A 23,758-nucleotide genomic window follows, 5' to 3' on the forward strand; every position below is an offset into this window, starting at 1 on the left:
TCATGAGGAACGGCAAACAGCGCACCGCCGTCGTCGCCGGGGGCGCCGGCTTCATCGGATCCCATCTCTGCGACGCCCTGCTCGCGGACGGATACCGGGTCCTCTGCCTCGACAATCTCCGCACCGGCCGGCGCGAGAATCTGCAGCATCTGGCACCCGATCCGCGTTTCGACCTGATGGAGACCGACGTGATCGCGCCGACGTCCGCCTCGCTGGCCCGGGGATCGGTGGATCTCGTGTTCAACCTCGCCTGCGCCGCCTCGCCGCCGCAGTACCAGTCGGACCCCGAGCACACGATGCTGACCAGCGTGCTGGGCACCCGCAACCTGCTGGCCCTGGCCGAGCGCAAGGCGGCGCGCTTCCTGCTGGCTTCGACCAGCGAGGTCTATGGCGACCCGGAGGTGCATCCGCAGGCCGAGAGCTATTGGGGCCACGTCAACCCGACCGGCCCGCGCGCCTGCTACGACGAGGGCAAGCGCGCGGCCGAGACGCTGACCTTCGACTTCGCGCGCGCCGGCCGGGCCGAGGTGCGGGTGGCGCGGATCTTCAACACCTACGGGCCGCGGATGCGGGCCGATGACGGACGGGTGGTGTCGAACGTCGTCACCCAGGCGCTGGCGGGGGACGACATCACCGTCTACGGCACCGGCGGGCAGACCCGTTCCTTCTGCTATGTCGACGACCTGGTCGACGGGCTGGTGCGGCTGATGGCCTGCCGGACCTCGCCGGGCGGCCCGATCAACCTGGGCAATCCGGCGGAACTGACGGTGCGGCAGCTGGTGACGCAAATCCTGGCGCTGACCGGATCGCGCTCGCGCATCGTGCGCAAGCCGCTGCCGGTGGACGACCCGCAGCGGCGCCGGCCGGACATCGCGCGGGCGAAGGCGCTGCTCGGCTGGGCGCCGCGGGTCGCGCTGGAAGAGGGCCTGGAGAAGACGATCGCCTACTTCGCCGAGGCGACGACGCCGCGTCACGCTCCGGCGGTCGGCTTCGGAGCCCTCCGGAAGGGCGCCGGGCTGCCGGCGAAGGCGGAAGCCGTCACGCCCTGACGCAGGGCGTAGGGAGTGTGAGAAAGGCGAGCTAGAGGCTGTGGCGATAATCCGACGGCGTCAGGCCGGTGTGGCGGCGGAAGGCGGCGGTGAAGGCCGACGGCGTCTGGTAGCCGACGGCCAGCGCGACATCGGTGATGCGGCTTCGGGGATCCCGCAGCAACTGCCGGGACTGCTCCATGCGCAGCCCGGTCAGCCATTCATGCGGCGTGCGTCCCGTGGCATGGCGGAAGGCCGTGCAGAAATGCGACCGGCTGAGGGACGTCAGCGCGGCGAGCTCGTCGAGGCCGATGGTCTGGTCCAGGCGGCCTGACATGTAGTCGGTGACTCGCCGGACCTGCCATCGCGGCAACCCTCGCCTCGGCAGCAGCGCCGGCGTCTGGCCGAGGGTGGAATGGGTCCGCAGAAGATGCGTGCAGAGCAGGTCGAGCGCCTGTTCGACGAACAGGCGCCGGGACGGATCGGGATGGGTCGCCTCGCGGCTGAGCGCGCGCAGGATGTGTGCGCCGACCGGATCCGCTTCGCCGAGGCGGGGCGCCAGCTCCACCCGACGGCCACGGGTCAGCGGCGTGGCGAAGGCCTGCAGCCGGGCATCGCTCAGCATCGCATAGGACAGGGGCGACGCGACGTCGATGTCCCAATCCCCGTCCCAGCCGGCCGGCACGATCGTGATGGTGCCCGGGCGCCCAACGCCGGCCAGGCGCATCCGCCCACGCCGCCAGACCCTGGGCGACGGCGGGCCGTAATAGGTGCCGATCGTGTGCACCGGCAGCCCCGGCATGGGCTCGTGCATCTCCAGATGCAGCCAGCGGGTGGTGATCAGCGTATCGCGCTCGGGAATTTCCGTGACGGTCGGCAGCGGCCCGGCGATCACGCCGGCGCAGAGCTCGAATGCGGTGCGAGGCGCGAACGCCGTCGGCTGCGGGCTGCCGGCTTGGCCGGCATCCCCTGAATCTCCAGCGCTCTGAAGGGGCCGGGCCAATCGAGGCGACCTTCGCTGGACGTGACGAGATCTCAAATGTCGCCGAAACCCGGGTCCGGCGCCAGTCCCCACCTGCGTCTCCTGCGAGCAGCCGGGCGGCCGAGCAGGCTCATGCCGCCGAAATCTCGCGACAATCATCGAAATCCGCGAACGGCGGTGGCGACGGCATTCTCCTATGAAGTCCCCTCTCCGCCTCGGCAGACCGGTGTCGATCACCTCGACCGGCCGGACGCCGCGCTCGTCCGGAAGGAGCTCTGGATGTCCTATGCGCTCAACGTCAATGGCGAGACCCATCCGGTCGATGTCGATGGGGACATCCCCCTGCTGTGGGTGCTGCGGGACGTCATCAGACTGACCGGGACCAAGTTCGGCTGCGGCATCGCCATGTGCGGCGCCTGCACGGTCCATCTGGATGGGCAGGCGGTGCGGTCCTGCGTCACCCCTGTCAAGGACGCCGCGTCATCCGCGATCACCACCATCGAGGCGGTCGGCGAGACTGAGGCGGGCGCCCGCATCCAGCGGGCCTGGCTGGCGGAAGAGGTGGTGCAATGCGGCTACTGCCAGTCCGGCCAGATCATGTCGGCGACGGCCCTGCTCGCGATCAATCCGGCGCCGACCGACGAGGACATCGATGCGGTGATGGCCGGCAACATTTGCCGCTGCGGCACCTATCCGCGCATCCGCGCGGCGATCAAGCGGGCCGCCGGCCTGACGCTGACCGAGGAGGGCCGCTGACATGGGCATCCTCGCCGCAACCGCCTCCGGCCAGCTCTCCCGCCGCGGCTTCCTGATCTCCGCGGCCCTGGCCGGCGGCAGCCTCGTCATCGGGCCGCGCTTCGCCGAGGCCGCCGAGACGTTCAGCCCGGACCCGTTCATCCGGATTCCGCCGGCGGGCCCGATCGAGCTGGTGATCCCCTCCGCCGAGATGGGCCAGGGCGTCTACACCGGCATCGCCACGCTGATCGCCGAGGAGCTGGAGGTCGCGCTCGACCAGGTCCGGGCCATCGCCGCCCCCGCCGATCCCTCGCGCTATGCGCACCCCCTGCTCGGCGACCAGGTGACGGGCGGCTCGGTCACCATCCGCGGCTTCTGGGAGCCGATGCGCCGTGCGGGGGCTGCGGCCCGGATGATGCTGGTCGCCGCCGCCGCGCGGGACTGGGGCGTCCCCGCCTCGGCCTGCCGGGCCGAAGCCGGCGAGGTGGTCCATCCCGGGAGCGGCCGCCGCATCGCCTATGGCGCGCTCGCCGGCAAGGCCGCGCGGGAGCCGGTACCGCAGCAGGTCGCGCTGAAGCCGGCGGCGGAATACAGGCTGATCGGCAAGCCGTCGCCGCGTCTCGACACCCCGGACAAGGTGAACGGCAGGGCGCTGTTCGGCCTCGACGCCCATCCACCCGGCGTCAGCTTCGCGGCGCTGGCCATCTGCCCGACCTTCGGCGGAACGCTGAAGGCGGTGGAGGACGGCGACGCGCTGCGGGTCAAGGGCGTGCGCCAGGTCGTCCGGCTGAGCGACGCGGTCGCCGTCGTGGCCGACAACACGGGGGCCGCCCGCAAGGGGCTCGCCGCGCTGCGCATCACCTGGGATCCGGGGGCGAATGGCGGCCTGACGACGGCCGAGCTCGAGCGTCGCATCGATGGCGCCATGGCAAGCGGCGCAGCGCTCGTGGCGCATCAGAGCGGCAATGTCGCCGATGTCGAGGCCGGGCGCCCGGTCATCGAGGCCGTCTACCGCATGCCGATCCTTGCCCACACGGCCATGGAGCCGATGAACTGCACGGTCCATGTCCGCCCGGAGTCCTGCGAGGTCTGGGTCGGCACGCAGGTGGCGGGCCGCGCCCGCCAAGCCGCGGCGCAGGTCACCGGCCTGCCGGTCGAGAAGGTGGTCGTCCACAACCACCTGCTGGGCGGCGGCTTCGGCCGGCGGCTCGACCACGATGGCGTCGTCATGGCCACGCGGGTGGCGCAGCAGGTGGACGGGCCGGTGCAGGTGGTCTGGAGCCGCGAGGAGGACATCCGCCACGATTCCTACCGCTATCTCAATCTGAGCCGGCTCGTGGTCAGGCTCGGCCCCGACGGAATGCCGGTCTCCTGGCGGCATCGCGTGGTCGGCCCGGCGATCATGGCGCGGTTCCTGCCGATCCTGTTCAAGGACGGCATCGACCTCGACATCACCGGTGGCGCCGAGAGCCCGTACGGCATCCCGAACAAGCGGGTGGAATACGTCCGGCACGAGGGGCCCGAGGGCATGCTGACGGGCAACTGGCGCGGCGTCGGCCCGACCCGCAACGCCCCGGCGGTCGAGGGCGGGATCGATGAGGCGGCGCATCTCGCCGGCCGCGACCCGGTGGAGTACCGCCGCCAGCTGCTGGGCGGGGCACCGCGGCTGCGGGGCGTGCTGGACCTGGCCGCGGAGCGCTCCGGCTGGGGCGCGCCGCTCGGTGCTGACCGGGGCCGCGGCGTGGCCGTGCTGGCGGATTTCGGCAGCTTCGCCGCCCTGGTCGCCCAGGTGCATGTCGGCCGGGACGGCGCCCTGAAGCTCGAGCGCATGGTCTGCGCCGTCGATTGCGGGCAGGCCGTCAACCCCGGCATCCTGCGGCAGCAGGTCGAGAGCGGCATCGTCTACGGCCTCAGCGCCGCGCTCTACGGCCGCCTCACCATCGCCGACGGGGCCGTCGTCGAGGGCAATTTCGACGATTCGCCGGTCCTGCGCATCCACGAGTGTCCCCCGATCGAGGTCCATATCGTCCCGAGCGCCGAGCCGCCGGGCGGCGTCGGCGAGCTCGGCACGCCGGGCGTGGCGCCGGCCCTGATGAACGCGATCTTCGCCGCGACCGGCAAGCGCCTGCGGGACCTGCCGATCGACACTCGCCAGCTGAGGAGGGCGTGAGGATGCCGCCGCGCTCACGCCGGATCGCGCTGGTGCTCCTGGCCTCGCTCGCCTCCGCCGCCATCACGCTCGGGATCGGGGCCGGCGTCGCCGACACGGCACAGCAGGATCCAAGCCGGACACTGAAGGATGTCGCCGCGTTCCAGTCGATTACGGATGCCGGCGACCGGTCCCGCGCCTTCTTCACCGAGGCGGCGAAGGTCATCACCGACCCGCGCTGCATGAACTGCCACCCGGTCACGGGCCGGCCGACGCAGGGCGACGACCTGCATCCGCATGTGCCCTTCATGCAGGCGGGCGCCAGCCGCATCGGGATGGACGGCCTGGCGTGCAGCGCCTGCCACCGGGCGGAGAACACGACCATCGTGGGGAGCCGCCTGCGCTCCATCCCGGGCAACGCGCACTGGTCGCTGGCGCCGGACAGCATGGGCTGGCAGGGGCATTCGCTCGGCTATATCTGCCGGCAGCTGAAGGATCCCGAGCGCAACGGCGGCCGCAGCCTGGCCCGGATCCGGCAGCACCTGGCCGAGGACCATCTCGTGGCCTGGGCGTGGCATCCGGGCGACGGGCGGCGGCCCGCCCCCGGCACCCAGGACGGGTTCGGCGCGCTCATCGCCGCCTGGATCGAGACCGGCGCCGAGTGCCCGCCCGGGTGACACGGAGGCGAGCGGCCGCATGCCGACGCCGGCCTGAGCCTCACCGGTCCTTGACCAGATGGAAGGCAAGCCCGTCCCACAGGGCGAAGGGACGGGTTCCGGCCCGGCGCAGGCGAAAGCCGGTGTCCGCCGCGAGATCGGCGAGCTCGCGCCGGTCTGCCGCCTCGTCTCCCCGGTAGGAATGGTTGAGGATCAGGAGGTGGCCGCCGGGCCCGAGCACCCGCGCCGCCTCCTCGACATGGCGCCGCACCAGCGCCGGCCCGGCGAGCACGAGATAGGGGAAGCTGTCGGCGGCGAGGATGGTGTCGATGGAGCCGTCGGCGATGCCGGCGAGGTCGCGGCCCGATGTCCGGCGGATCTCGACATTCGCCAGGCCGGCGCAGCGCCGCCGCGCCGCCGCCACCATCCGGGCCGAGATGTCGAGGCCGATGACCCGCCGGACGCGCCCGGAGATCGCGACGGCGAAGCGGCCGATGCCGCAGCCGAAATCCAGCACCGTGCGGTCGGGGCCGAGCAGGCTCCATTCGGCCATGCGGCGCACCACCTCGGCCGTCGCCTGTTCGAGCCGGCCGGCATCGCCGAGGGAATGCAGGGCGACGCTGGCCTCGGGTGACACGCCGGCGGCGCGGTCGAACGCCCGGGCGAAGGCCTCCACGGCCTGCGCCTCGTCCCCGGCCGCGGCCTCGTGCCGGACCTCGCCCAGCACGCCCTGGATGGTGCCCCAGGCCGCAGGGTGTTCGGCATGCATCTGCCGCAGCGCCTGAAGACGTCGGCGGACCGCGATCTCATCCGCGACGATCGCCGCGTCGAGCGTGTCCAGCAGTCTTGTCAGCGCCCGGCTGCTTTCGGCCTGGATCAGCAGCCGGGTCAGCGCCGATGCGACCGGCAGTTCCCCTGTCAGGCAGCCGCGCAGGGCCGGCCGCAGCGCGTCCGGATATGCGCTGAGCGCCTCGTCGACGGTCACGCCCGGCCCCTTCGGAAGCTGCGGCGGCGGTTCCAGCGGTCGACCGCGCCCCAGGCGTATTTGTACGCCTCCCGGCCGCGCAGGAAGTGGAATTCGCGCCCGCCATCGCGGAGCGCGGCGGCGATGGCATGGCCGATCAGGATCGCCCCCGGGCTCTCATGGGCATAGTCCGGGTCGAAGCCGCCGAGATAGGCGTAGGTCCGCCCGCGCGCGGACAGGCCATGGAAGACGCCGGCCACACGTCCCGCGATCCGCAGCCGGGTGAGCCGCGCCAGCCCGGACCGGAGCAGGCCGGGCAGCGCCGCGCGGTGGAAGCGCCGCACCGCGTCGTCCTGCAGCAGGCCGGACTGGCCCTGATCCGCCCATCGGGCACCATGAAGGCGCTGGAGGTCGTCGAGGAAACCATCCGCCGCGTCCTCGACCGGCTCGATCTCGATGGCGCCGCGTTTCCGTGCCAGGGTCAACGCCCGCCGCAGCTGCTTGCGCCGACGGGTCGGAACGCATCCCGAAAGATCCTCGGGCCCGGCGAGATCGAGGGTCGGGCAGGCGCTGCCCGGCGGCCGTCTCGGCGCAGGCCGCCGGGCAGCGCAACTGCAGGGCGGCAGCGCCGGACGCGAGCTCCTCCAGCTCCCAGGAACTCCAGTCGAGATCCAGCGCCGCATGCTCGATCACCGCAGCCGCAGGACCGGCCTGGTCCGGATCGAGCAGCACGTCGAGATAGTCGGTGGTGCCGAGCCCCAGCAGAAGCAGCCGGCGGCCCAGGGCTCCGTCCTCCAGATAGAGTGGCGCCAAGCCGACCAGGCGCCTGTCCCGCCGGACCGCGATCGTCCGCAGCCGGCCGGGCGCGAAGCAGCGCCACCAGGGCAGCAGCCAGGCCGGGGACTGGAACGGCGTCGCCGCCGGGCAGCGGAGCCAGAGGTCCCACCAGTCCGACTCGAGCGCGGCCAGCGCCGGCTCCTCGGTCAGCACCTCGGCGAAGAGGCTCATCCCGAGATCCGCACCGTCGGCCCGGGCTGTGCCGCCAGCCGGCGATAGACGGCCAGGTAACCCTGCAGCATCCGGTCCAGCGAGAAGCGCCGGACGGCCTCGGCCCGGCATTCGGCCGGGTCGAGATCGGCGGCGGCGTGCATCGCCCCTGCCATCTCGGCCACGTCGCGGACCAGGAAGCCGGTGCGGCCGTGATCGACGATCTCCGGCAGGGCGCCGTTCGGGAAGGCGACGACCGGCGTGCCGCAGGACAGCGCCTCCATCGCCACCAGCGAGCTGGTCTCCGGGCACAGGCTCGGCACCACCAGGCATCGCGCGGCCGCCAGGAAGCGCCGCTTGCGCCGCAGGCCCAGCGGCCCGACGAAGCGCTGCCGGGCATCCAGCCGCGGCACCACCTCCTGCTCGAAATAGCGGATATGGGCGTCGTACGGGAACAGCCGGCCGGCCACGATCAGCGGCACATCCGCCTGCCGCGACGCATCGAGGGCGAGATGGACGCCTTTCTCCGGGCAGATCCGGCCGAGCATCAGGGCGAAGCCGCGCCGGGCGTGCAGCCGCGCACCGTCGCCGATCGAGACGCCGTTCGGGATCGGCGGCAGCAGCCGGGCGCCGGCGGGGGCGTCGCGGCACTGGGCCTCGGACACGCCGTGCAGCCACAGGTCGGGACGCGAGGGCCGCAGCGCCTCGGCCGGGTACCAGCCGAGCGGCAGGTGCAGGGTGACCAGGGTCGGCCCGTCCGCCGGCAGATAGGCGTCGAAGTCGATGCCGTGCAGATGGACGAGGCCGACCGGCCAGCGGCGCCGGCAGTCGGCGATGGCCTGGCGCTGCGCCGCCCAGGCCCGCTGCCGTGCCGCGTCGTCCAGCGGTCCGGGCTCCGCCGGGATCGGGCACAGCGTGCCGGCGACGGCGGAGTCCTCGCAGGCCACCACCAGCGAGCGGTGCCCGGCCTCGACCAGCGCGCGGTCGAGGGCGGACAGCACCTGCTCCGCCCCGCCGACCGCATCGGGGCCGACCGGCGCCAGCGGGTAGGCGACGTTGAGCACGGTCAGGGCCATGGCGGCGGGTCCAGCTCCAGCTCGGCCACGGCCGCGGCGACGAGGCCGGGCCATTCCGCCGCGGTCAGCCCCCAGGGATAGGCGTCGTAATGCACCCGGCCGCCATTCGGCAGCCGCGCGAAATCGTAGGCCGGCGCCCGCCGGAACCGCTCGACCCGGTCGGTGAACGGCGCCAGGGTCCGGCGCTGGGTCTCGTGGCAGGCCAGCATCCGCCGCTTGGTCTCCCAATCCGCCTCGTCCAGCATGAGGACGATCTCCGGCGACGCCTCGTCCGCCGGGAAGCGCTGCAGCACCGGACCGTCGGGGCCGAGATGATAGAAGGCCATCTCGGCGATCGCCGGCGCCGCCGCGCCCTGCCGTTGCAGCAGGCGGCGGGCGGCGTGGACGGTGAAGCCGGTGGCGTCGTGGTCCGGGTGGCCGCCCTCATAGGGATGGGTCAGCGCCAGCCGGGTGCCGCGCGCGGCGAACTGGGCGGCCAGGGCGCGCGTGACGGCGGCGAGGCGCCGGCAGGCTTGCTGGTCCGGCACGCCGAGGCACAGCAGCGCCGCGGCCGGGATCCCGGCCGCTTCCATGGCGGCAACCAGCTCCCGCTGCCGCGCCGCCGCATAGTCCTGCCAGGTGACGTGGCCGTAGAGCCGCGCATCCTCCAGCCCGCGCGGCGCGCCGTCGGTGACGTGCAGCATGGCGATGCCCGGCAGGTGGCGCAGCTGCCCGCCGATGCCGATGGTCTCGTCGTCGGGATGGGCGACGACGACCGCCGCCTCGGCCGGGGCGATCGGAGCGCCCGCCAGGGAGGACAGCAGCGTCGACGCCGCGGCGCCCATCGTCTCAGCCGAGCGCCAGCCGGGGCGCCCGCGGCTCTGCCCGGGTGCCGTAGCGGCGGATCATGTCGGCGCAGAAGGCGGCGAACTCCTGCCTGTCGACCGGCGGGCTGGTGTGGTGGGGCATCAGGCCGCGATGCTCCGGCGTGAAGCAGAAGGTGACGGTGACGTCGAAATCGGCCAGCGCCTCCATCTGCCGGTCGAACCAGGCCAGGGCGTCCGGCCGGAAGCTGTCGGCCCAGGACAGGCCGGTGCGGAGGTATGTCACGCCGAGCCGCTTCATCCAGGCCACGGCGTCGTCCAGGCGATGGTCCTGGTAGTGGAACCACTGGCACAGGCCCAGCGCCGGCGCATGCCGGGCGAAGCGCTCCAGCGCCGGCTTGGGCGTGCCGTCCTCGCGCAGCAGGCCCATGTAGAAATGCCGGTAGTAGGACGAGCCCTCGGCCTCCCTGTGCCGGGTCGTCGCCTCCCAGGTGCCGGGCAGGTCGTACAGGCTGTACCAGTGGATGCGCGGCGTGCGGCCGACGAGAAGCTCGGCGGTGCGGTCGAGACCCCAGGCCTGCACCTCCTCCGCCCCGAAGCTGGAGACGCCGACCTCGCTGACCCAGACCGGCAGGTCGGTGACGGCGCGGATCTCCTCCAGCTTCTCCGGCCATTCCCGGATCTGCCACAGGTTCCAGTCCAGCGGGAAGCCGTGCACCGCGACCGCGTCGAGATGGTCGAGCACGCCGCGCCGCTTCATGCCCTCGATGAACACCGGGTCGATCGGCGAGATGCCGCCCAGCACCTTCGGGATGTCCGGGTTCTCGGCGGCGATGGCGTCGGCCGCGTCGATCGCCATGTCGGCGAACAGCGCCCAGTCCGGATCGAGCTCGCGGTCCCAATGCGACTTGTTGTTCGGCTCGTTCCAGATCATCGCCGCTTCGATCATGCGTGCCTCCCGCGGTTCGGATAGACGGCGCCCTCCCCCTCCGGCCGGCCGGCGGGGCGGCAGAGATAGACCTCCGGTTCCGGATGCCCGGCGATCTCGAAGCCGGCGCTGCGCAGCATCGCCTCGACGCAGGCGCGGTTCGGCACCCACCAGTTGGTCGGGTCGTCGGCGTAGCGGTGCTCGATGAAGTGCAGCTTCGGGAAGTCCGGCCGGTCGAACAGCGCCTCGTTCCAGAACGGGTAGTTCGGCTCCAGCGGCACCACCTCGGCGCTGCCCCGCTGCATCGACTGGAACACCATCAGGTCGCCGACCACGTGCTCGCGCACCAGGTCCAGCGCCAGCAGCGGGTGGCGCAGGTGATAGAGCACGCCCATGAACAGGACGATGTCGAAGCGCTCGCCCAGCGCCGCCACGTCGTAGACCGACAGGTGGCGGAACTCGATGTCGAGGCCGGCGATGTCGGCCGCGAAGCGCGCCTGGGCCAGGTAGCTGTCGTCGAAATCGACGCCGAGCACCCGGTCGGCGCCGCGGCGCTTCATCTCCAGCGAATAGAAGCCGCCGTTGCAGCCGATGTCGAGCACGGTGCGGCCGTGCAGATCCTGCGGGATGGCGCCGGCGAAGGCCTTCCACTTCACCGCCGGATAGTCGCCCAGGAAATGGTCGGGCGCGGTCGCGACCCCGTCGAGGTCGATGTTGTGGAACCAGGGGCCGAGCGCCTCGGCCCGACGGCGGATCTCCTCACCGGACAGGCGTGCCATGCTTCGCGCCTCCGTCACTGCTGATAGCGAATGGGGCTGCCGCAGGATCGGCCCGCCGGCCGGCCGATGGTCACGCGGGCCTCCGACGCCGCGGCCTCGCCGAGCAGCCCGATCGCCGCCCGGTAGCCGTTCAGCGTGCCGACATCGACATAGGACAGCCCGGACCGGACGCCGACGGCCGTGCCGCCTTCGGCCAGCCAGGCGTTGACCAGCGTGCCGATGTATTCGTCGCGCCGGCCGCGCCGCAGCCACAGCGCGTGCAGCTGCCGCAGCACGGCGCCCGGCATCTTGAAGGCACCCCAGATCCAGCGGGTCCCGGCATCGGCCTGCTTGACCTGGATCTCGCGCACCGCCCCCTGCCCGTCCAGCACCACGGCGTCGAAGAACTCGGGGTGGTCGACCGGGAACAGCAGGAAGGACAGGCCTTCCTCCGGCAGGTCGGCGAAGCCGTCCTTCGGGAACCAGACCGTGTCGGGCAGGCCGACGAGAATGGGCTCATCGGGTTGGATCAGCGGCAACGCGCGGAAGATCGCGTCGCACAGGCCCGAGGGCTGCGGCTGCACCACATAGGTGGCGGCAGCGCCGCCGTAGTCGCTGCCGTAATATTCCAGGATGTCGGATTTGCCGGGGGCGATGACGAAGCAGATCTTGTCGGCCCCGGCCTCGATCATGCGCTCCAGCAGGTATTCGCTGACGGCGCAGGGACGCTCCTCGCCGCCGTCGATCCGGCTGCCGACCGGCAGCAGCTCCTTGGAAAAGGCCAAGGGCTGGATCCGGCTGCCGCGTCCCGCGGCGGGCACGATGCCCCACATCGGTCAGGCCTCCATGGCAATGGGCGGCGCCGGCCGCGCCGAGGCGAGCAGCGCCTCGAGATCGGCGGCGCGGCGGGCCGAGGTGTGCTCGTCCAGCACGCGCTCGCGGGCGGCGGCGCCGATCCGGCGCAGCTCGGGCCCGGGCAGATCCAGCGCCGTCAGCGCATCGTCGGTGCCGCGGGCCAGCAGGATCTCGCGGCCGGGCCCGAAGAACTCTTCCAGCCCCGGCCAGGCGTCGCTCAGCACCGGCGCGCCGCAGGCCGCAGCCTCGAACAGACGTCCCGACGGGCACCAGCCCATATCGGCCATCGCGCGGCGGGTGACGTTCAGGGTCAGCCGCGACGAGGCGTAGAAGGCCGGGTGGTCGCCCGGCGCCAGGTGGCGCAGGAAGAAGATGTTGCCGCTCCACGGGAAGCTGTCCGGGTACTGCGCCCCGGCGATGACGAGGCGCAGATCCGGCCGCCGCCGTGCCGGCTCGACCAGCAGCGCCTCCAGCGCCGCCTGCCGGTCGGCCGCATAGGTGCCGATATAGGACAGGTCGCCGGCGAATTCGGGCCGCGGCGCCGCCGGGCGATGCACGTCCGGGTCGACATGGCCATAGAGCGGCACGGCGATGCGGGCGCCGAGGCGGTCGCGCAGCGCGTCGAGCGCGCCGCCGCCGGCATAGCTGAGGACGATGTCGAAATCGGCGAGGCCGCGCGGGCCGACATAGCTCAGCGGCTGCCCCTGCTCCAGCCGCTCCAGCGTCACGGGCGTGTCGAGATCGTAGAAGACGTGCAGCGGCCGGGGCGCGTCCAGCACCAGCCGGGTCGCTTCAACCCCGTCCGGACAGAAGGAGGTGACCATGGCGGCGTCGGCGTCGGCGAGATGGCGCGCGGCCAGGGCCTGCGGCCAATCCGGATACAGCACCAGTTCGCCCTGCTCCAGCGCATACAGGTCGCGTGCGCCGGCGTAGTAGGGCAGGTCGCGCTCGAAGAACACCACCTGCCAGCCGCGGCGCGACAGCGCCCGGATCAGGCCGCGCCACAGCGTGGCATGGCCGTTGCCCCAGGAGGAGCTGACGGTGAGGCCGAACACGACGAGCTTCATCGCGGCCCCTCAGTCGACCGTCTCGTTGAGGCCGAGCAGCCGGGCGCCCCAGTCGCCGACGACGAGCCGGGTGATCGAGGCGGGCGCGATGTCGAAGCGCGGCCAGCCGTCGATCGCCAGGCCGAGATGGTGCAGCACCGCCGCCTTGATCACATCGGCATGGCTGACCAGGGCGACGCAGCGGCCGCGATGCTCCTCGCCCAGCTGCTCCATCAGCCCGAGGACGCGCCGCTGCACGTCCAGCATGGTCTCGCCGCCGGGGGTGCGCACCAGGCTGCGCACGGCGTTCCAGCGCTGCCACAGCGGGTCCTGCTGCAGCGCCTCGAAATCACGGCCGGCCCAGCGGCCGAAGTCGATCTCGTCCAGCTCCGGCGCCGTCGCCACCGTCCGGCCGCAGGCCACGGCCAGCGCCTGGGCGGTCTGCTGCGCCCGCTCGCGCGGGCTGGCGAGGACGGCGTCGATGCGTTCCAGCCGCAGGCGCCGGGCCAGGCGTTCGGCCTGGGCCCGGCCGGCCTCGCCCAGCACCACGCCGGGCATGCGTCCGGCCAGGAAGCCGCCGACATCGTCGTGCGCGGCGTGGCGCAGCAGCAGGAAGGTGGTGGTCATGCGCCCCCCAGCCCTGGCCCCTGCTGCGGGTCGCCGGCGATGAAGCGCAGCGTCCGCTCCCGCGCCACCGCATCGGTGAACTGCTGCGGCGGCGACTTCATGAAGTAGCTGGACGGGCCGGCCAGCGCGCCGCCGATGCCGCGGTCGAGGCCGAGCCGGGCGCAGCGCACCGCGTCGATCACGATGCCGGCGGAGTTCGGCGAATCCCAGACCTCGAGCTTGACCTCGGCGTTCAGCGGCACGCCGCCGAAGGTGGTGCCCTCGAGCCGGATATAGGCCCATTTCCGGTCGCTGAGCCACGGCACGTAGTCGCTGGGGCCGACATGCACGTTCTCGGCGGCCAGCGGGATGTCGAGCTGGCTCATCACCGACTGGGTCTTGGAGATCTTCTTCGATTCCAGCCGCTCGCGCTCGAGCATGTTCTCGAAATCGGTGTTGCCGCCGAAGTTCAGCTGATAGGTGCGGTCCAGCCGCACGCCGCGCTCGCGGAACAGGTTGGTCAGCATGCGGTGGACGATGGTGGCGCCGACCTGGCTCTTGATGTCGTCGCCGATGATCGGCAGGCCGCGCTTCTCGAAGCGCTGCCGCCATTCGGGGCGGGAGGCGATGAAGACGGGCATGCAGTTGACGAAGGCGCAGCCGGCCTCCAGCGCCCGCTCGGCGTACCATTCGGCGGCGTGCTGCGACCCGACCGGGAGATAGGAGACGAGGACGTCGGTCCCGCTCCGCCTCAGGACGCCGGTGACGTCCGACACCGGCGCGTCCGATTCCTCGATCCGGTCGCGCAGGTACTTGCCGAGGCCGTCCAGCGTGTTGCCGCGCTCCACCCGCACCCCGGTCGGCTCGACGTCGGCGAAGCGCTGGGTGTTGTTCGGCGGGGCGGTGATCGCCTCCGACACGTCCCGCCCGACCTTGCCGGCGGCGACATCGAAGGCCGAGGCGACCTCGATGTCGCCGATGTGATAGCCGCCGAGCTCGATGTTCATCAGCCCGGGCGGCGGTTCGTTGCCGCCCGGCGTGTCGCGATAATAGGTCAGGCCCTGGACGAGCGACGAGGCGCAGTTGCCGACGCCCACGATGCCCAGGCGAATGGGTTTCGAGCTCACGCTTTCGACTCCCCTGCGTTGCGGCATGGGTCGGATCGGGAGAGGTCGGGCCGGTGCGGCCCGCCGAACGTATGTTCCTGCTGGGCCAACGGCATGATCGGAAGACCGGTTCCGGCCGATGCCGTGCCGGCCGGGAAATTCGCCCTACCAGGCGATGCCGGTCTCGTGCCGGAGATGCTCGCGGGCGCGGCCGAGGCGGGAGCGGACGGTGCCGATCGGGATGTGGAAGGCGTGCGCCGCCTCCTCGTAGGAATCGCCGTTGATCGCGACCGCTTCCACCAGCTCGCGGTGATGGCGCTGCAGCCGGTGGATGGCGCTGCCCAGCCGGGCGAGGTCGAGGACATCGTCCTGGCTCGGCGGCTGCGGCCCGTCGAAATCCTCGGCCGGCACGGCGACCAGCCGGTTGCGGCGCTCGAACTGCGACAGGAACACCCGCTTCATCACGACGCAGAGCCAGCCGGCGATGTTGGTGCCCGGCTGCCACAGGTGGAACTTGTTGTAGGCGCGCAGCAGCGTGTCCTGCAGCAGGTCCTCCGCATCGGCGCGGTTGCGGGTGAGGGATCGCGCATAGCGCCGGAGCTCGCACAGCACCGGGGCGACGACGGCGGTGAATTCGGCGCGATCCGCGGCACGATCTTGGTCCGGCATGGGCCTTCCCCTTCGAGACTGGATGCCGCCCGCACTGAACGAAACGATTCGAGGCGACAATAATTACGAGGAACATAAGAACTAACTTCACCTCGAAAACATAGTTCCTCTATCAAATTTATTATCAAATGATAATCGAAACCATCGACTAACAAATGTTTTCTCAAACACCTCTAAAGTAAATATCCCCCTCAAGTCAGCCACGCCACGGAACCATCGTCGGCGCCGCGCCATTCCGAAACTATGTCCCACACGCCCCGATGGATTGCCGCGTCATGACAGTCGTCCGCTTTCCCGATCTCCAGGCCCCGGAGGCCGGGCACGTCTCCTGCGACCAGTGGGGGCGGCCGATGTTCCGCTTCATCGTCGAATACCCGCATCTGGCGACGCCGTCGGGTCGGGACCGGGTCTGGTCCGCGACGATCTGGGCCTATGACCAGGAGGATGCGGAGGCCCGGCTCGACGCCATCCGCAGCGCCGGCCGGCTGTCCGGCCAGGTGCTCGAGACCGGACCCTGGTAGAGGCGTCCCGTGATCGGCAGGCCTGCGGCTCCGACTTCCTCGAGCCAGCCGGGCTCGCACCGGCCGAAACCGGGCGTGAGACTGCCGTGCAGGCGTCATCGGCTTCACGGCTACGGGCAACGGGGCGGCCGGATCAGCAACGGTCGGCTACATGGGGCTTCTCAGGGACGGCAGGCTCGAAACCCTCTGGCACACCGTCGCCGACCAGCCCCTGACGGCGGCCGGGGAAAGCGCGCCGGCCGAGATCAGGAAGGTCGCAACCCGGCGCACCTTCGGCACCAGCCTGGATGCGTTCGAGCGCGTCGGCTGATCCGGATTGCCGGACAGGCTCCCATCAACGCGAGAGCAGGTGCCGCGCGGCCGCGACCACCTCGTCCGGCGCCTCCCGCGGCACGAAATGCCCGATGTCCTGCCGGGTCGTCGTCATGAGCCATTACTGTCGACATGCGCTCCCACGCCGCGGGTGCGGCCGGCGCCCCCGGGCTCAGCCCCGCCCGGCATGCGGACGGGAGATCCCGCCCAGCGCTTCCCCGGCCGAGCCGTCGCCCTTCATCGCGACGTCGCCCAGCGACAGGATGCCGACCAGACGCTTGTCGCGGTCCACCACCGGCAGGCGGCGAAGCTGGACGTCTCCCATGTTGTGGCTGACCTCGCCGAGATCCTGGTCGTCGAAGCAGTACTTGACCTCGGCGGTCATGATGTCGGCGATCCTGGCATCGGGCCCCAGCCCTTTCGCCACGCCGCGGGTCGCGATGTCGCGATCGGTGATCATCCCGACCAGGCGGTCATTGTCCCCGACCGGCAAGGCGCCGACATCGAGGCGCGCCATTGCCTGCGCAGCCTCGCGGATCGTTTCGCGGGGATTTGCGACATGCACGTCGCGGGTCATCGCTTCGCTGACTCTCATGCGATCCTCCTTCTCCGAACGGCAAGACGGCGGGGGGATTGCTCCCGGCCCGCGCTCTCGGGCGGGCGGACCGTCTCCACGCGTCAATGGACCCGATCCGGATCGGTTCCGGCGTGCGCCTGCCCGGGCTGGTGCCGACGCTGGCGGAGCAGATCGAGGTCGCCTGGATCGACGGAATCCTCGACGCCTGGCGGCAGGCCGGTCAGTCCGCCGCGGCGACCTCGAGCACCAGCTTGCCGCGGAGGCTGTGCCGCTCCAGCCGCTCATGGGCGATGGTCGCCTCGGGCAGCGGCAGCACGGCGCCGACGACGGGCCGGACCCGGCCGTCGGCGATCAGCCGGTCGATCTCCGCCAGCTGCAGCCCGTTCGGCTGCACCATGTAGCCGGCGCCGCGCGCGCCGTGGGCCCGGGCCGCCTCTTCGTCGGGAGGCCCCACCGTCGACACCAGGATCCCGCCGGGCTTGAGCACGCCCCAGGACCGCGCCCGGGTCTCCCCGCCCACCAGGTCGAACACGACATCGACCGGCTCGACCCGCTCCTCGAAGCGGTCGGCCTCGTAGTCGATGGCCTGGTCGGCCCCGAGCTCATGGGCGAAGGCCAGGTCGTCGCCGGACACCGTGGTGGCGACGAAGGCGCCGGCGGCCTTGGCGAACTGGACGGCGAAATGGCCGACGCCGCCCGCGCCGCCATGGATCAGCACCCGTTGGCCGACCTGCAGCCCGCCATGGTCGAACAGCCCCTGCCAGGCGGTCAGCCCGGCCAGCGGCACGGCGGCCGCCTCGGCGTCGTCGAGCCCGTCCGGCTGCGGCGCCAGCTCGACCGCCTTGACCACGGCATAATCGGCGTAGCCGCCGCGATCCCAGCCCAGCATGGCGTGAATCGGGGTCCCGACGGCCGGCAGCCCGGCGCCGCCGCCGCTCTCAACCACCTCGCCGGCCACGTCCCGGCCCAGGACCAGCGGCAGCTGATCCGCCTGCACCCGCGGATAGCCGCCGGAGCGGATCTTGGCGTCGACCGGGTTCACGCCCGCGGCACGCACCCGCACCAGCACTTCGCCCCCGGCCGGATGGGGGGCGGCCGCCTCCTCGACCGACAGCACCTCGGGGCCGCCGAAGCCGTGGATCCGGACGCATCGCATCGTGGTCATGGCTCGTCTCCAGGTTATGGCCCGGCCGCGGTCTGCCGCGGCGGTCGATCGACCGCCCTCCTCAGTAGCGCAGCGCGGCCGCGGCCGGCACCGAGCGCGGCAACCGGGCACGCGGCAGGCTGAGGGCGGTGCCGCCGGCCGCGAGCGTCATCACCGCCGCGAGATTCAGCAGGTCCTCCTCGCCGCCGGTCCGCGTGCCGCGGGCGGTCACCCCGCCCCCGTCATCGTCGAAGCGGCCCCAGATCGTCTCGTCCGCGGCGATCAGCAGGGAATCGACCCGGCCGTCGCGCGCGGCGGTCAGGATCTCCTCCAGCTTGATGGCGACGGTGGCCTCGGCCGTGCCGAGCCGGGCCTGGATGCGATCGAGCACCGGCGCCGCCCTCTCGTCCTCGGACGGCAGCAGCAACAGGGCCGCCGCATGCAGCTCCTCGTCGCGCAGCCGCGCGGGGTGGCGGCTGACGAAGTCCGGCAGCAGCTCCGGCCAGTCGCCGGCGCTGCGGACCTGGCCGGCCAGCTCCGGCTCGGCCACCAGCACCACCGGGGCGGGGTCGCCGGCCAGCCGGCGGCGGACGGCGTTGACGACGTGCCGGATGTAGTCGATCAGCTGCGTCTTGTGCAGCTCGGCCGGACTCTCGTAGCTGTGCCGCGCCGCCGAGGTGGCGCCGGCGGCGCTGCCCCGCCCGGGCTGGTTGGCCTGGCGCGTGATCTCGACCTCGGTCCCGGCAACCACCTCGCTCAGCGAGTGCGGCAGGTCCTGCGGGGTGATGTCGCGCCAATGGTCGCGCGTGGCCTCGAGCAGCCGCGTGCCGCCGGCGCTCATCGCCAGGATGTGAAAGCGCTCGCCCGGGCCCAGCCGGTCCAGGATCGGACGCAGCAGGAAACGATGGCCGACCGCGCTGATGTCCTGCGGCGGCGCCTCGCCCAGCGGCAGGGTCTCGACCCGATCCTCCGCCAGGAACAGCGCGAAGCCGGGGTCGAGGGCAGCGAAATCGGCGCCGGACAGGGCCTGCTCGCCCGCGGCCAGCAGGTCCCGCCGGCGCTCCGGCGTCAGGTCGCAGCCCTGCAGCCGCTGCTCCAGCGCCTGCCGCAGATGCTGAAGCTTCGCCCCGCCGCCGCCGACGGCGCGCCGCACCGGTTCGGTGGCGACATAGAGGGTGACGGCGGGATCGTGGGCGGCCAGGAGCCAGTCCCGATCCCCGGTGGCAATGGCGATATCGGCGGTCTGCGGCATGACGGCGATCCTGTCGGGTTAGCTTCGGCCGGCGGGGCGGCGGCCCTTCCGCTTCGGGTAGTCGCGGCCTTCGGACTGGTCGGTGCGCCCCGGCAGGTCGCCCAGGCCCTCCACCGCCTCGGCCGGCTCGACCGGCTCGGGGTGGATGACCTCCTCGCCCTCCGTGGCGACCGGGTTGGGGCGGGTCGCGTCGCGCTGGCCGTCCTCGATCGCGACCAGCTCGCGCGCCATCTCCCAATGCGCCTCCTCCCGTCCGGAGGGGCAGCCCTCCTCGAGCCAGATGCGGTGGGCGTGCTCGCGGATGCGCCGTTCCAGATCATCCATCGCCGGTCTCCTGGACAGGTCTTCGACTGAAGGCCCTCATCAGGCGAACGGGCGCGGCGGAGGGGAGGTTCCGGTCCCGGATCGGCGTTCTCGAAACCATCGCCAGCCGACTCTCGCCAGCGCATTTTCAAACGATCGCTCAGGGCGGGCCGGCGTCCCGGTTGCCGGCCGTTTCGGCGATCGCGGCGGCCAGCTCCGCCCGGGTGTAGGGCTTGGACAGCAGCCGGGACTGCGGGACGCCGAGCCGGGCGCAGTCCTCCGGCTTGGCCTGGCCGCTGGTGTAGATCACCCGGATGCCGGGATGGATCTCACGCACCGCGCGGGCGACGGTCCAGCCGTCCGGACCGGGCGGCATATGGATATCGGTGAACAGGATCTGCAGCGCCTGCGCATCCCTGGCCATGGCGATCGCCGCCTCGCCGTCGGTCGCGGACGGCGGCTCCAGCCCGAGGCCCTGCGCCGCATCCTCCGCCATCATCCGCACGAAGGGCTCGTCTTCCACGATCAGGATCGCGGCCATGCTGTCGCTCTCGACCGGCGCCGACTGGCATGACACCAGTCGTGCGTCCTCAGTTGTGCGTCCAACGTGCGTCATCGCACCCGGGTTCCGGGCATACGACGAAAGTCTCACCCGCGAGGTTTACCCGGTCAGGCGGTCCAGCGGCACGGTCATCATGATGGCCAGGCCCTCGGCGCCCCAGCGGCGCGAGATCCGCCCCCGCAGATGGCCCTCGACGGTGCTGTCGACCAGCCGGGTGCCGAAGCCGTCGCTGTTGACGGTTCCATCGACGGGCGGCCCGCCCTGTTCGGCCCAGCTCAGCGACAGCGCCTCGCCCTCGACCGTCCAGACGACGGCGAGCCGGCCCGATGCCACGGAGAGGGCGCCGTATTTGGCGGCGTTGGTCGCCAGCTCGTGCAGCAGCAGCGCCAGGCTGGTCACGGCATGGCCGCCGACGGCCACCTCCGGCCCGGCGATGGCGACGCGCCCGTCATTCCGGTCCTCGAAGGGCGACACGATGGTGCGCAGCAGGGCCGCGAGCGTGGTCGGCGTCGCCGCCTGCTCGCGCCGCAGGTCAGGCAGGGTCAGCTCATGCGCGCGAGCCAGGGTGCCGAGCCGGTTCCGCACCTGCTCCGCCAGCTCCTCCGGCGATTTCGCGGTGCGGGTGCTCAGGGTGATGACGGCGCCGGCCAGGGCGAACAGGTTCTTGACCCGGTGGCTCATCTCCCGCAGCAGCAGGGCCTGGCGTTCTTGGGCCTGCCTCCGCTCGGTGATGTCGCGGGCGATCTTGGAGGCGCCGACGATCTCGCCCTTGCGGTTCCGGATCGGCGAGATCGTCAGCGAGATCTCGACCGGGCTGCCGTCCTTGCGACGGCGGACGGTCTCGAAATCCTCGACCCGCTCGCCCCGGCGGATCCGGGCCAGGATCTCCGGTTCCTCGTCCAGCCGGTCCTCAGGGATCACGATGGTGATCGGCCGGCCGACGGCTTCCTCGGCGGTGTAGCCGAAGAGGCGCCGGGCCCCCTGGTTCCAACTGGTGATGACGCCGTCGAGGTCCTTGGAAACGATCGCATCCGTGGAGGATTCCACGATCGCCGCCAACCGCTGCGCCGCCTGTTCGCCGCGGGCGCGCTCCTCGGCCTCGGCCAAGGCCTGCTGCTCGGCACGATGCCGCTCCGTGATGTCGACCAGCATGTTCACGGCGCCGATCAGCCGGCCCGAGGCGTCGAACAGCGGCGTCGGATAGGGGATGAACGGGACCCGCGTGCCGTCGGGCCGCTCGGCCACCGCCTCCATGCCCCGGATCGGCCGCCCCTGCTTCAGCGCCAGGGCCATCGGGCACTCGTCATGCGGCAGCGGCGTGCCGTCCGGCCAGTACAGCTTCCAGGAGCCGCAGAACTCGCTCTTCCCCAGCTCCGGCCGGCAGCCCCACAGCACGGCCGCGGCCTCGTTGTAGAAGGTGATGCGCCCGGCGGCGTCGGTGGTGTAGATCGCGGCCGGAAGCGCCTGCAGCATCTCCTGCGCCGCCCGCTCCCCCGCCGGGGAGATCGGTGATGCCGGCCATGGTGTCGCGGGCGATGCAACCCCGGTCTTGCCGTTCATCCGTAGCCCTCTGGAGCAGGTCTGCCCACGCCGAAGCCGATGGGAGGAGAGAGCCGCCAGAACCGGCCGGCCATGCCCCGGAAATCTAGCCCAGCGCGGCATGGGCCACAACATAGGAACGAAGCGGCGGCGGCCGAAGGGCATTGGTCCACCTCCCGGTCCATGGCAATCCAACACCGCCGAAATTAACATTTTATATTTTACATAACTGAATGTATATTCGAGAACTTGTTGTCATGCATATTCTCGAACTTGGTTTTGACGGACCGAGGCCGTGCCTACGGAACCTGCGGATCGACCGCGCGTTGACTGAGATGCGTCGACATCTCAAACGTCAGGACTGGATCCATGCCGTTCCAGGTGGCCGCTCCCCCCGCATCGTCCGGAACCCTGTCGCCCGTGGACGGCCTCCGGCCGGACCGGCGGGACGAGCCTGCACTGGCACGCCCGCCGCTGGATCTGCTCACCCCCGCGGCCAGGTCGCGGCTGATCGCCGCGGGCCAGCATCATCTGGGAAAGGGGAACCGGACCGACTGGGGCGATCGCGACAGCCTGCACCTCCTCAGATCCGGCTGGATGGCCCAGTTCCGCACGCTGACCGATGGCCGTCGGCATATCCTTCGCGTCCTCATGCCGGGCGACCTGGTCGGCGTGACCTCACAATTCTCCGGATCGATACCGGCCCCCGCCGTCGCCCTCACCGACGCGCGGGTGGCGACGGTCCCGGTCGCGGAGCTGATCGATGCCGCCTCGGCCCCCGCCCTGCGCCAGTTCTGCGTCATCCTGGCGATGGAGAACGCGCAGGCGCATGAGACCCTGCTGTCGCTCGGGTGCCTCAATGCCGACGAGCGTCTCGCCGCCCTCCTGCTGGGGCTGTTCGAGCGGGCCGCGGCCCGGGATCTCGTCAGCGACCGCGGCCTGCGGCTGCCGCTGACCCAGATGGACATCGCCGACGCCCTGGGGATCTCGCCGGTCCACACCAACCGGATGGTGATGAAACTGCAGCGGGCCGGGCTGATCCGCCTGAAGGCCGAATGGCTGCAGATCCTCGACGGCCCCGGGCTGGAGGCGGTGGCGCAATGGTCGCGGCCCTTGGCCTGGGCCAGTCGGCCCGACCACGCGTCCAGGCCGCTTCCGCCCAACGGCGTCCGCCGGCCGCCGCGCCCGAAAGCCCCTTCGGCCTCGGAGCGCGCGGCCAAGCGGATCCTGGTGGTCGAGGACGACCAGGTCCTGGCCCTGCACGTGCAGGGCATCCTTCGATCGCTCGGCTTCGAGATCCTGGGGCCGGCTCCTTCTCTCGAAGACGGCCTGCGCCTCGCCGAGGCCGGCGATCTCGATGCCGCCGTCCTCGACGTCCGGCTCGACCACGGCCAGCGGGTCTTCCCCCTGGCGCGGACGCTGCAGCGCCGCAGCATCCCCTTCTCCTTCATGACCGGCTACACCGACCCGGAGCTGGACAGCTTCGGCGCCCCCGTCATCCAGAAGCCGGTCGAGGCGGGGACCGTGACGGCGGTGATCGAGCAGTTGATCCACTGACCCGCCTGACCTCGCCGGGCATCACCCTAGCGCAGCACCTCGACATGCGCCTCGGTCGGCTTGCGGCCGGCGCCGTTGATCGGGGTGATGTCCTGAGGGCAGGCCGAGAACACGACGACGCAGTCGCGCGCCGCCCGCAGCAGCACATGGTCGCCCGGCTTCGTCACCGGCTCGCCCTGGGTCAGGCTGAGATCGGGATTGACCGGGATGTTCATGAACAGGTTCAGCGGCTGCGGCACCCGGTCGGCGGACAGGCCGATCGCCGCCATCGCCTCGACCATGTTGTCGGCGCAGTTGCGGTGATACTCGGTGCAGCCGAGATGCTCATAGCGCCAGCGGTCGCAGGCCGCCATCAGCGTGTCGTGGATGCCGGGCGACGTGTCCTCCTCCAGCACCAGGATCGGTTCGCGCCGGTTGGTGAACAGGGTCTGCCCGGCCGCCGGCATCAGCCGGCCGTTCTCCACCCGCGTGTGCTCCATCGACATGTGATGCGCCAGGTCATCGGCGCAGAAGGCCCAGGTGTCGACCACCTGCGAGCCATGGGTGTTGACGACCCTGACCGCCTCGCCGGCCGACAGGCGCACGGCCTTGCCGCGGGTGGCGGGGATGATGTCGCGTTCGGTGGGCATGGTGCTCTCCTGCT

Annotated in this window: 26 protein-coding genes; 7 read left to right on the forward strand and 19 right to left on the reverse strand. The window is 71.7% G+C overall.

Annotated elements, in window-relative coordinates; translation table 11 throughout:
- Positions 1 to 2 precede the first annotated feature (2 nt).
- Positions 3 to 1,049, forward strand: coding sequence for a UDP-glucuronic acid decarboxylase family protein (locus ACFW16_RS00555; protein ID WP_380300769.1), 1,047 nt, complete (start codon positions 3 to 5; stop codon positions 1,047 to 1,049).
- A gap of 31 nt (positions 1,050 to 1,080) precedes the next feature.
- Here ACFW16_RS00555 and ACFW16_RS00560 read toward each other — a convergent pair whose 3' ends face one another.
- Positions 1,081 to 1,923 (reverse strand): helix-turn-helix domain-containing protein, encoded by an 843-nt coding sequence (locus ACFW16_RS00560; RefSeq protein ID WP_380300771.1) that lies wholly within the window; start codon positions 1,921 to 1,923, stop codon positions 1,081 to 1,083.
- Between the two features lie 366 nt (positions 1,924 to 2,289).
- Here ACFW16_RS00560 and ACFW16_RS00565 point away from each other — a divergent pair, with 366 nt between their 5' ends.
- Genes ACFW16_RS00565 through ACFW16_RS00575 form a run of 3 tightly spaced genes read left to right on the forward strand, consistent with a single transcriptional unit; the run spans position 2,290 to position 5,571 of the window.
- A complete protein-coding gene (locus tag ACFW16_RS00565; RefSeq protein WP_380300773.1) occupies positions 2,290 to 2,766 on the forward strand; it encodes a (2Fe-2S)-binding protein in 477 nt (158 codons plus the stop codon).
- A 1-nt stretch (position 2,767) separates the two neighbouring features.
- Positions 2,768 to 4,915 carry a molybdopterin cofactor-binding domain-containing protein gene (locus tag ACFW16_RS00570; protein ID WP_380300775.1) on the forward strand — a complete coding sequence of 716 codons (2,148 nt, stop codon included), beginning with the start codon at positions 2,768 to 2,770 and terminating at the stop codon, positions 4,913 to 4,915.
- Positions 4,916 to 4,917: 2 nt separating this feature from the next.
- Positions 4,918 to 5,571, forward strand: a complete 654-nt coding sequence (locus ACFW16_RS00575; protein ID WP_380300777.1) for a hypothetical protein — start codon at positions 4,918 to 4,920, stop codon at positions 5,569 to 5,571.
- A gap of 40 nt (positions 5,572 to 5,611) precedes the next feature.
- Here the strand turns inward: ACFW16_RS00575 and ACFW16_RS00580 are convergent, their stop codons facing one another.
- The 11 genes from ACFW16_RS00580 to ACFW16_RS00630 form a co-directional block, all read right to left on the reverse strand.
- Positions 5,612 to 6,535, reverse strand: coding sequence for a class I SAM-dependent methyltransferase (locus tag ACFW16_RS00580; RefSeq protein ID WP_380300779.1), 924 nt, complete (start codon positions 6,533 to 6,535; stop codon positions 5,612 to 5,614).
- The gene (locus ACFW16_RS00585) at positions 6,532 to 7,197 is read right to left on the reverse strand and encodes a GNAT family N-acetyltransferase (RefSeq protein ID WP_380300781.1); all 666 of its coding nucleotides are present in this window, start codon (positions 7,195 to 7,197) and stop codon (positions 6,532 to 6,534) included. The genes ACFW16_RS00580 and ACFW16_RS00585 overlap by 4 nt, the downstream gene beginning before the upstream one ends.
- A gap of 321 nt (positions 7,198 to 7,518) precedes the next feature.
- A complete protein-coding gene (locus ACFW16_RS00590) occupies positions 7,519 to 8,577 on the reverse strand; it encodes a glycosyltransferase (protein WP_380300783.1) in 1,059 nt (352 codons plus the stop codon).
- Positions 8,568 to 9,401: a PIG-L deacetylase family protein gene (locus ACFW16_RS00595; protein WP_380300785.1), complete on the reverse strand. Its 834-nt coding sequence runs from the start codon at positions 9,399 to 9,401 to the stop codon at positions 8,568 to 8,570. The genes ACFW16_RS00590 and ACFW16_RS00595 overlap by 10 nt, the downstream gene beginning before the upstream one ends.
- Positions 9,402 to 9,405: 4 nt before the next feature.
- A complete protein-coding gene (locus ACFW16_RS00600; protein WP_380300787.1) occupies positions 9,406 to 10,329 on the reverse strand; it encodes a beta-xylosidase in 924 nt (307 codons plus the stop codon).
- Complete coding sequence (locus ACFW16_RS00605) at positions 10,326 to 11,087, reverse strand: TIGR04290 family methyltransferase (RefSeq protein ID WP_380300789.1); 762 nt, start codon at positions 11,085 to 11,087, stop codon at positions 10,326 to 10,328. Before ACFW16_RS00605 ends, ACFW16_RS00600 begins: the two co-directional genes overlap by 4 nt.
- Positions 11,088 to 11,101: 14 nt before the next feature.
- Positions 11,102 to 11,899 carry a nucleotidyltransferase family protein gene (locus ACFW16_RS00610; protein WP_380300791.1) on the reverse strand — a complete coding sequence of 266 codons (798 nt, stop codon included), beginning with the start codon at positions 11,897 to 11,899 and terminating at the stop codon, positions 11,102 to 11,104.
- A 3-nt stretch (positions 11,900 to 11,902) separates the two neighbouring features.
- Positions 11,903 to 12,988, reverse strand: coding sequence for a glycosyltransferase (locus ACFW16_RS00615; protein WP_380300793.1), 1,086 nt, complete (start codon positions 12,986 to 12,988; stop codon positions 11,903 to 11,905).
- 9 nt (positions 12,989 to 12,997) lie between these two features.
- Positions 12,998 to 13,594: a histidine phosphatase family protein gene (locus ACFW16_RS00620; protein WP_380300795.1), complete on the reverse strand. Its 597-nt coding sequence runs from the start codon at positions 13,592 to 13,594 to the stop codon at positions 12,998 to 13,000.
- Positions 13,591 to 14,727: an inositol-3-phosphate synthase gene (locus ACFW16_RS00625; protein WP_380300797.1), complete on the reverse strand. Its 1,137-nt coding sequence runs from the start codon at positions 14,725 to 14,727 to the stop codon at positions 13,591 to 13,593. Before ACFW16_RS00625 ends, ACFW16_RS00620 begins: the two co-directional genes overlap by 4 nt.
- A 117-nt stretch (positions 14,728 to 14,844) precedes the next feature.
- Complete coding sequence (locus ACFW16_RS00630; protein ID WP_380300799.1) at positions 14,845 to 15,348, reverse strand: sigma-70 family RNA polymerase sigma factor; 504 nt, start codon at positions 15,346 to 15,348, stop codon at positions 14,845 to 14,847.
- 275 nt (positions 15,349 to 15,623) lie between these two features.
- On the opposite strand from ACFW16_RS00630, the gene ACFW16_RS00635 reads away from it, so the two are divergent.
- Both ACFW16_RS00635 and ACFW16_RS00640 read left to right on the forward strand, forming a co-directional pair.
- Positions 15,624 to 15,869, forward strand: a complete 246-nt coding sequence (locus tag ACFW16_RS00635) for a hypothetical protein (protein WP_380300801.1) — start codon at positions 15,624 to 15,626, stop codon at positions 15,867 to 15,869.
- A 151-nt stretch (positions 15,870 to 16,020) separates the two neighbouring features.
- Positions 16,021 to 16,179 carry a hypothetical protein gene (locus tag ACFW16_RS00640; protein ID WP_380300802.1) on the forward strand — a complete coding sequence of 53 codons (159 nt, stop codon included), beginning with the start codon at positions 16,021 to 16,023 and terminating at the stop codon, positions 16,177 to 16,179.
- Positions 16,180 to 16,353: 174 nt separating this feature from the next.
- Here ACFW16_RS00640 and ACFW16_RS00645 read toward each other — a convergent pair whose 3' ends face one another.
- From ACFW16_RS00645 to ACFW16_RS00670, 6 genes are all read right to left on the reverse strand, one after another.
- Positions 16,354 to 16,776 (reverse strand): CBS domain-containing protein, encoded by a 423-nt coding sequence (locus tag ACFW16_RS00645; protein ID WP_380300804.1) that lies wholly within the window; start codon positions 16,774 to 16,776, stop codon positions 16,354 to 16,356.
- A 202-nt stretch (positions 16,777 to 16,978) separates the two neighbouring features.
- The gene (locus ACFW16_RS00650) at positions 16,979 to 17,923 is read right to left on the reverse strand and encodes an NADP-dependent oxidoreductase (protein WP_380300806.1); all 945 of its coding nucleotides are present in this window, start codon (positions 17,921 to 17,923) and stop codon (positions 16,979 to 16,981) included.
- 61 nt (positions 17,924 to 17,984) lie between these two features.
- Positions 17,985 to 19,154 (reverse strand): hypothetical protein, encoded by a 1,170-nt coding sequence (locus ACFW16_RS00655; protein WP_380300808.1) that lies wholly within the window; start codon positions 19,152 to 19,154, stop codon positions 17,985 to 17,987.
- Positions 19,155 to 19,172: 18 nt separating this feature from the next.
- The gene (locus ACFW16_RS00660; protein ID WP_380300810.1) at positions 19,173 to 19,478 is read right to left on the reverse strand and encodes a DUF2934 domain-containing protein; all 306 of its coding nucleotides are present in this window, start codon (positions 19,476 to 19,478) and stop codon (positions 19,173 to 19,175) included.
- A gap of 139 nt (positions 19,479 to 19,617) precedes the next feature.
- Positions 19,618 to 19,998: a response regulator gene (locus ACFW16_RS00665; protein ID WP_380300812.1), complete on the reverse strand. Its 381-nt coding sequence runs from the start codon at positions 19,996 to 19,998 to the stop codon at positions 19,618 to 19,620.
- A 120-nt stretch (positions 19,999 to 20,118) separates the two neighbouring features.
- Entirely contained in the window at positions 20,119 to 21,579 is a 1,461-nt protein-coding gene (locus ACFW16_RS00670; RefSeq protein WP_380300814.1) for a PAS domain S-box protein, read from the reverse strand.
- Positions 21,580 to 21,927: 348 nt separating this feature from the next.
- Between ACFW16_RS00670 and ACFW16_RS00675 the strand changes: the two genes are divergently transcribed.
- Positions 21,928 to 23,115, forward strand: a complete 1,188-nt coding sequence (locus ACFW16_RS00675; RefSeq protein ID WP_380300816.1) for a helix-turn-helix domain-containing protein — start codon at positions 21,928 to 21,930, stop codon at positions 23,113 to 23,115.
- Between the two features lie 26 nt (positions 23,116 to 23,141).
- On the opposite strand, the gene ACFW16_RS00680 is transcribed toward ACFW16_RS00675, so the two are convergent.
- Positions 23,142 to 23,744 carry a DUF1989 domain-containing protein gene (locus ACFW16_RS00680; protein WP_380300818.1) on the reverse strand — a complete coding sequence of 201 codons (603 nt, stop codon included), beginning with the start codon at positions 23,742 to 23,744 and terminating at the stop codon, positions 23,142 to 23,144.
- Between the last annotated feature and the right edge of the window lie 14 nt (positions 23,745 to 23,758).

It is taken from the genome of Inquilinus sp. NPDC058860, from assembly GCF_042743185.1.
In the GTDB taxonomy this organism is placed as follows: Bacteria; Pseudomonadota; Alphaproteobacteria; order DSM-16000; family Inquilinaceae; genus Inquilinus.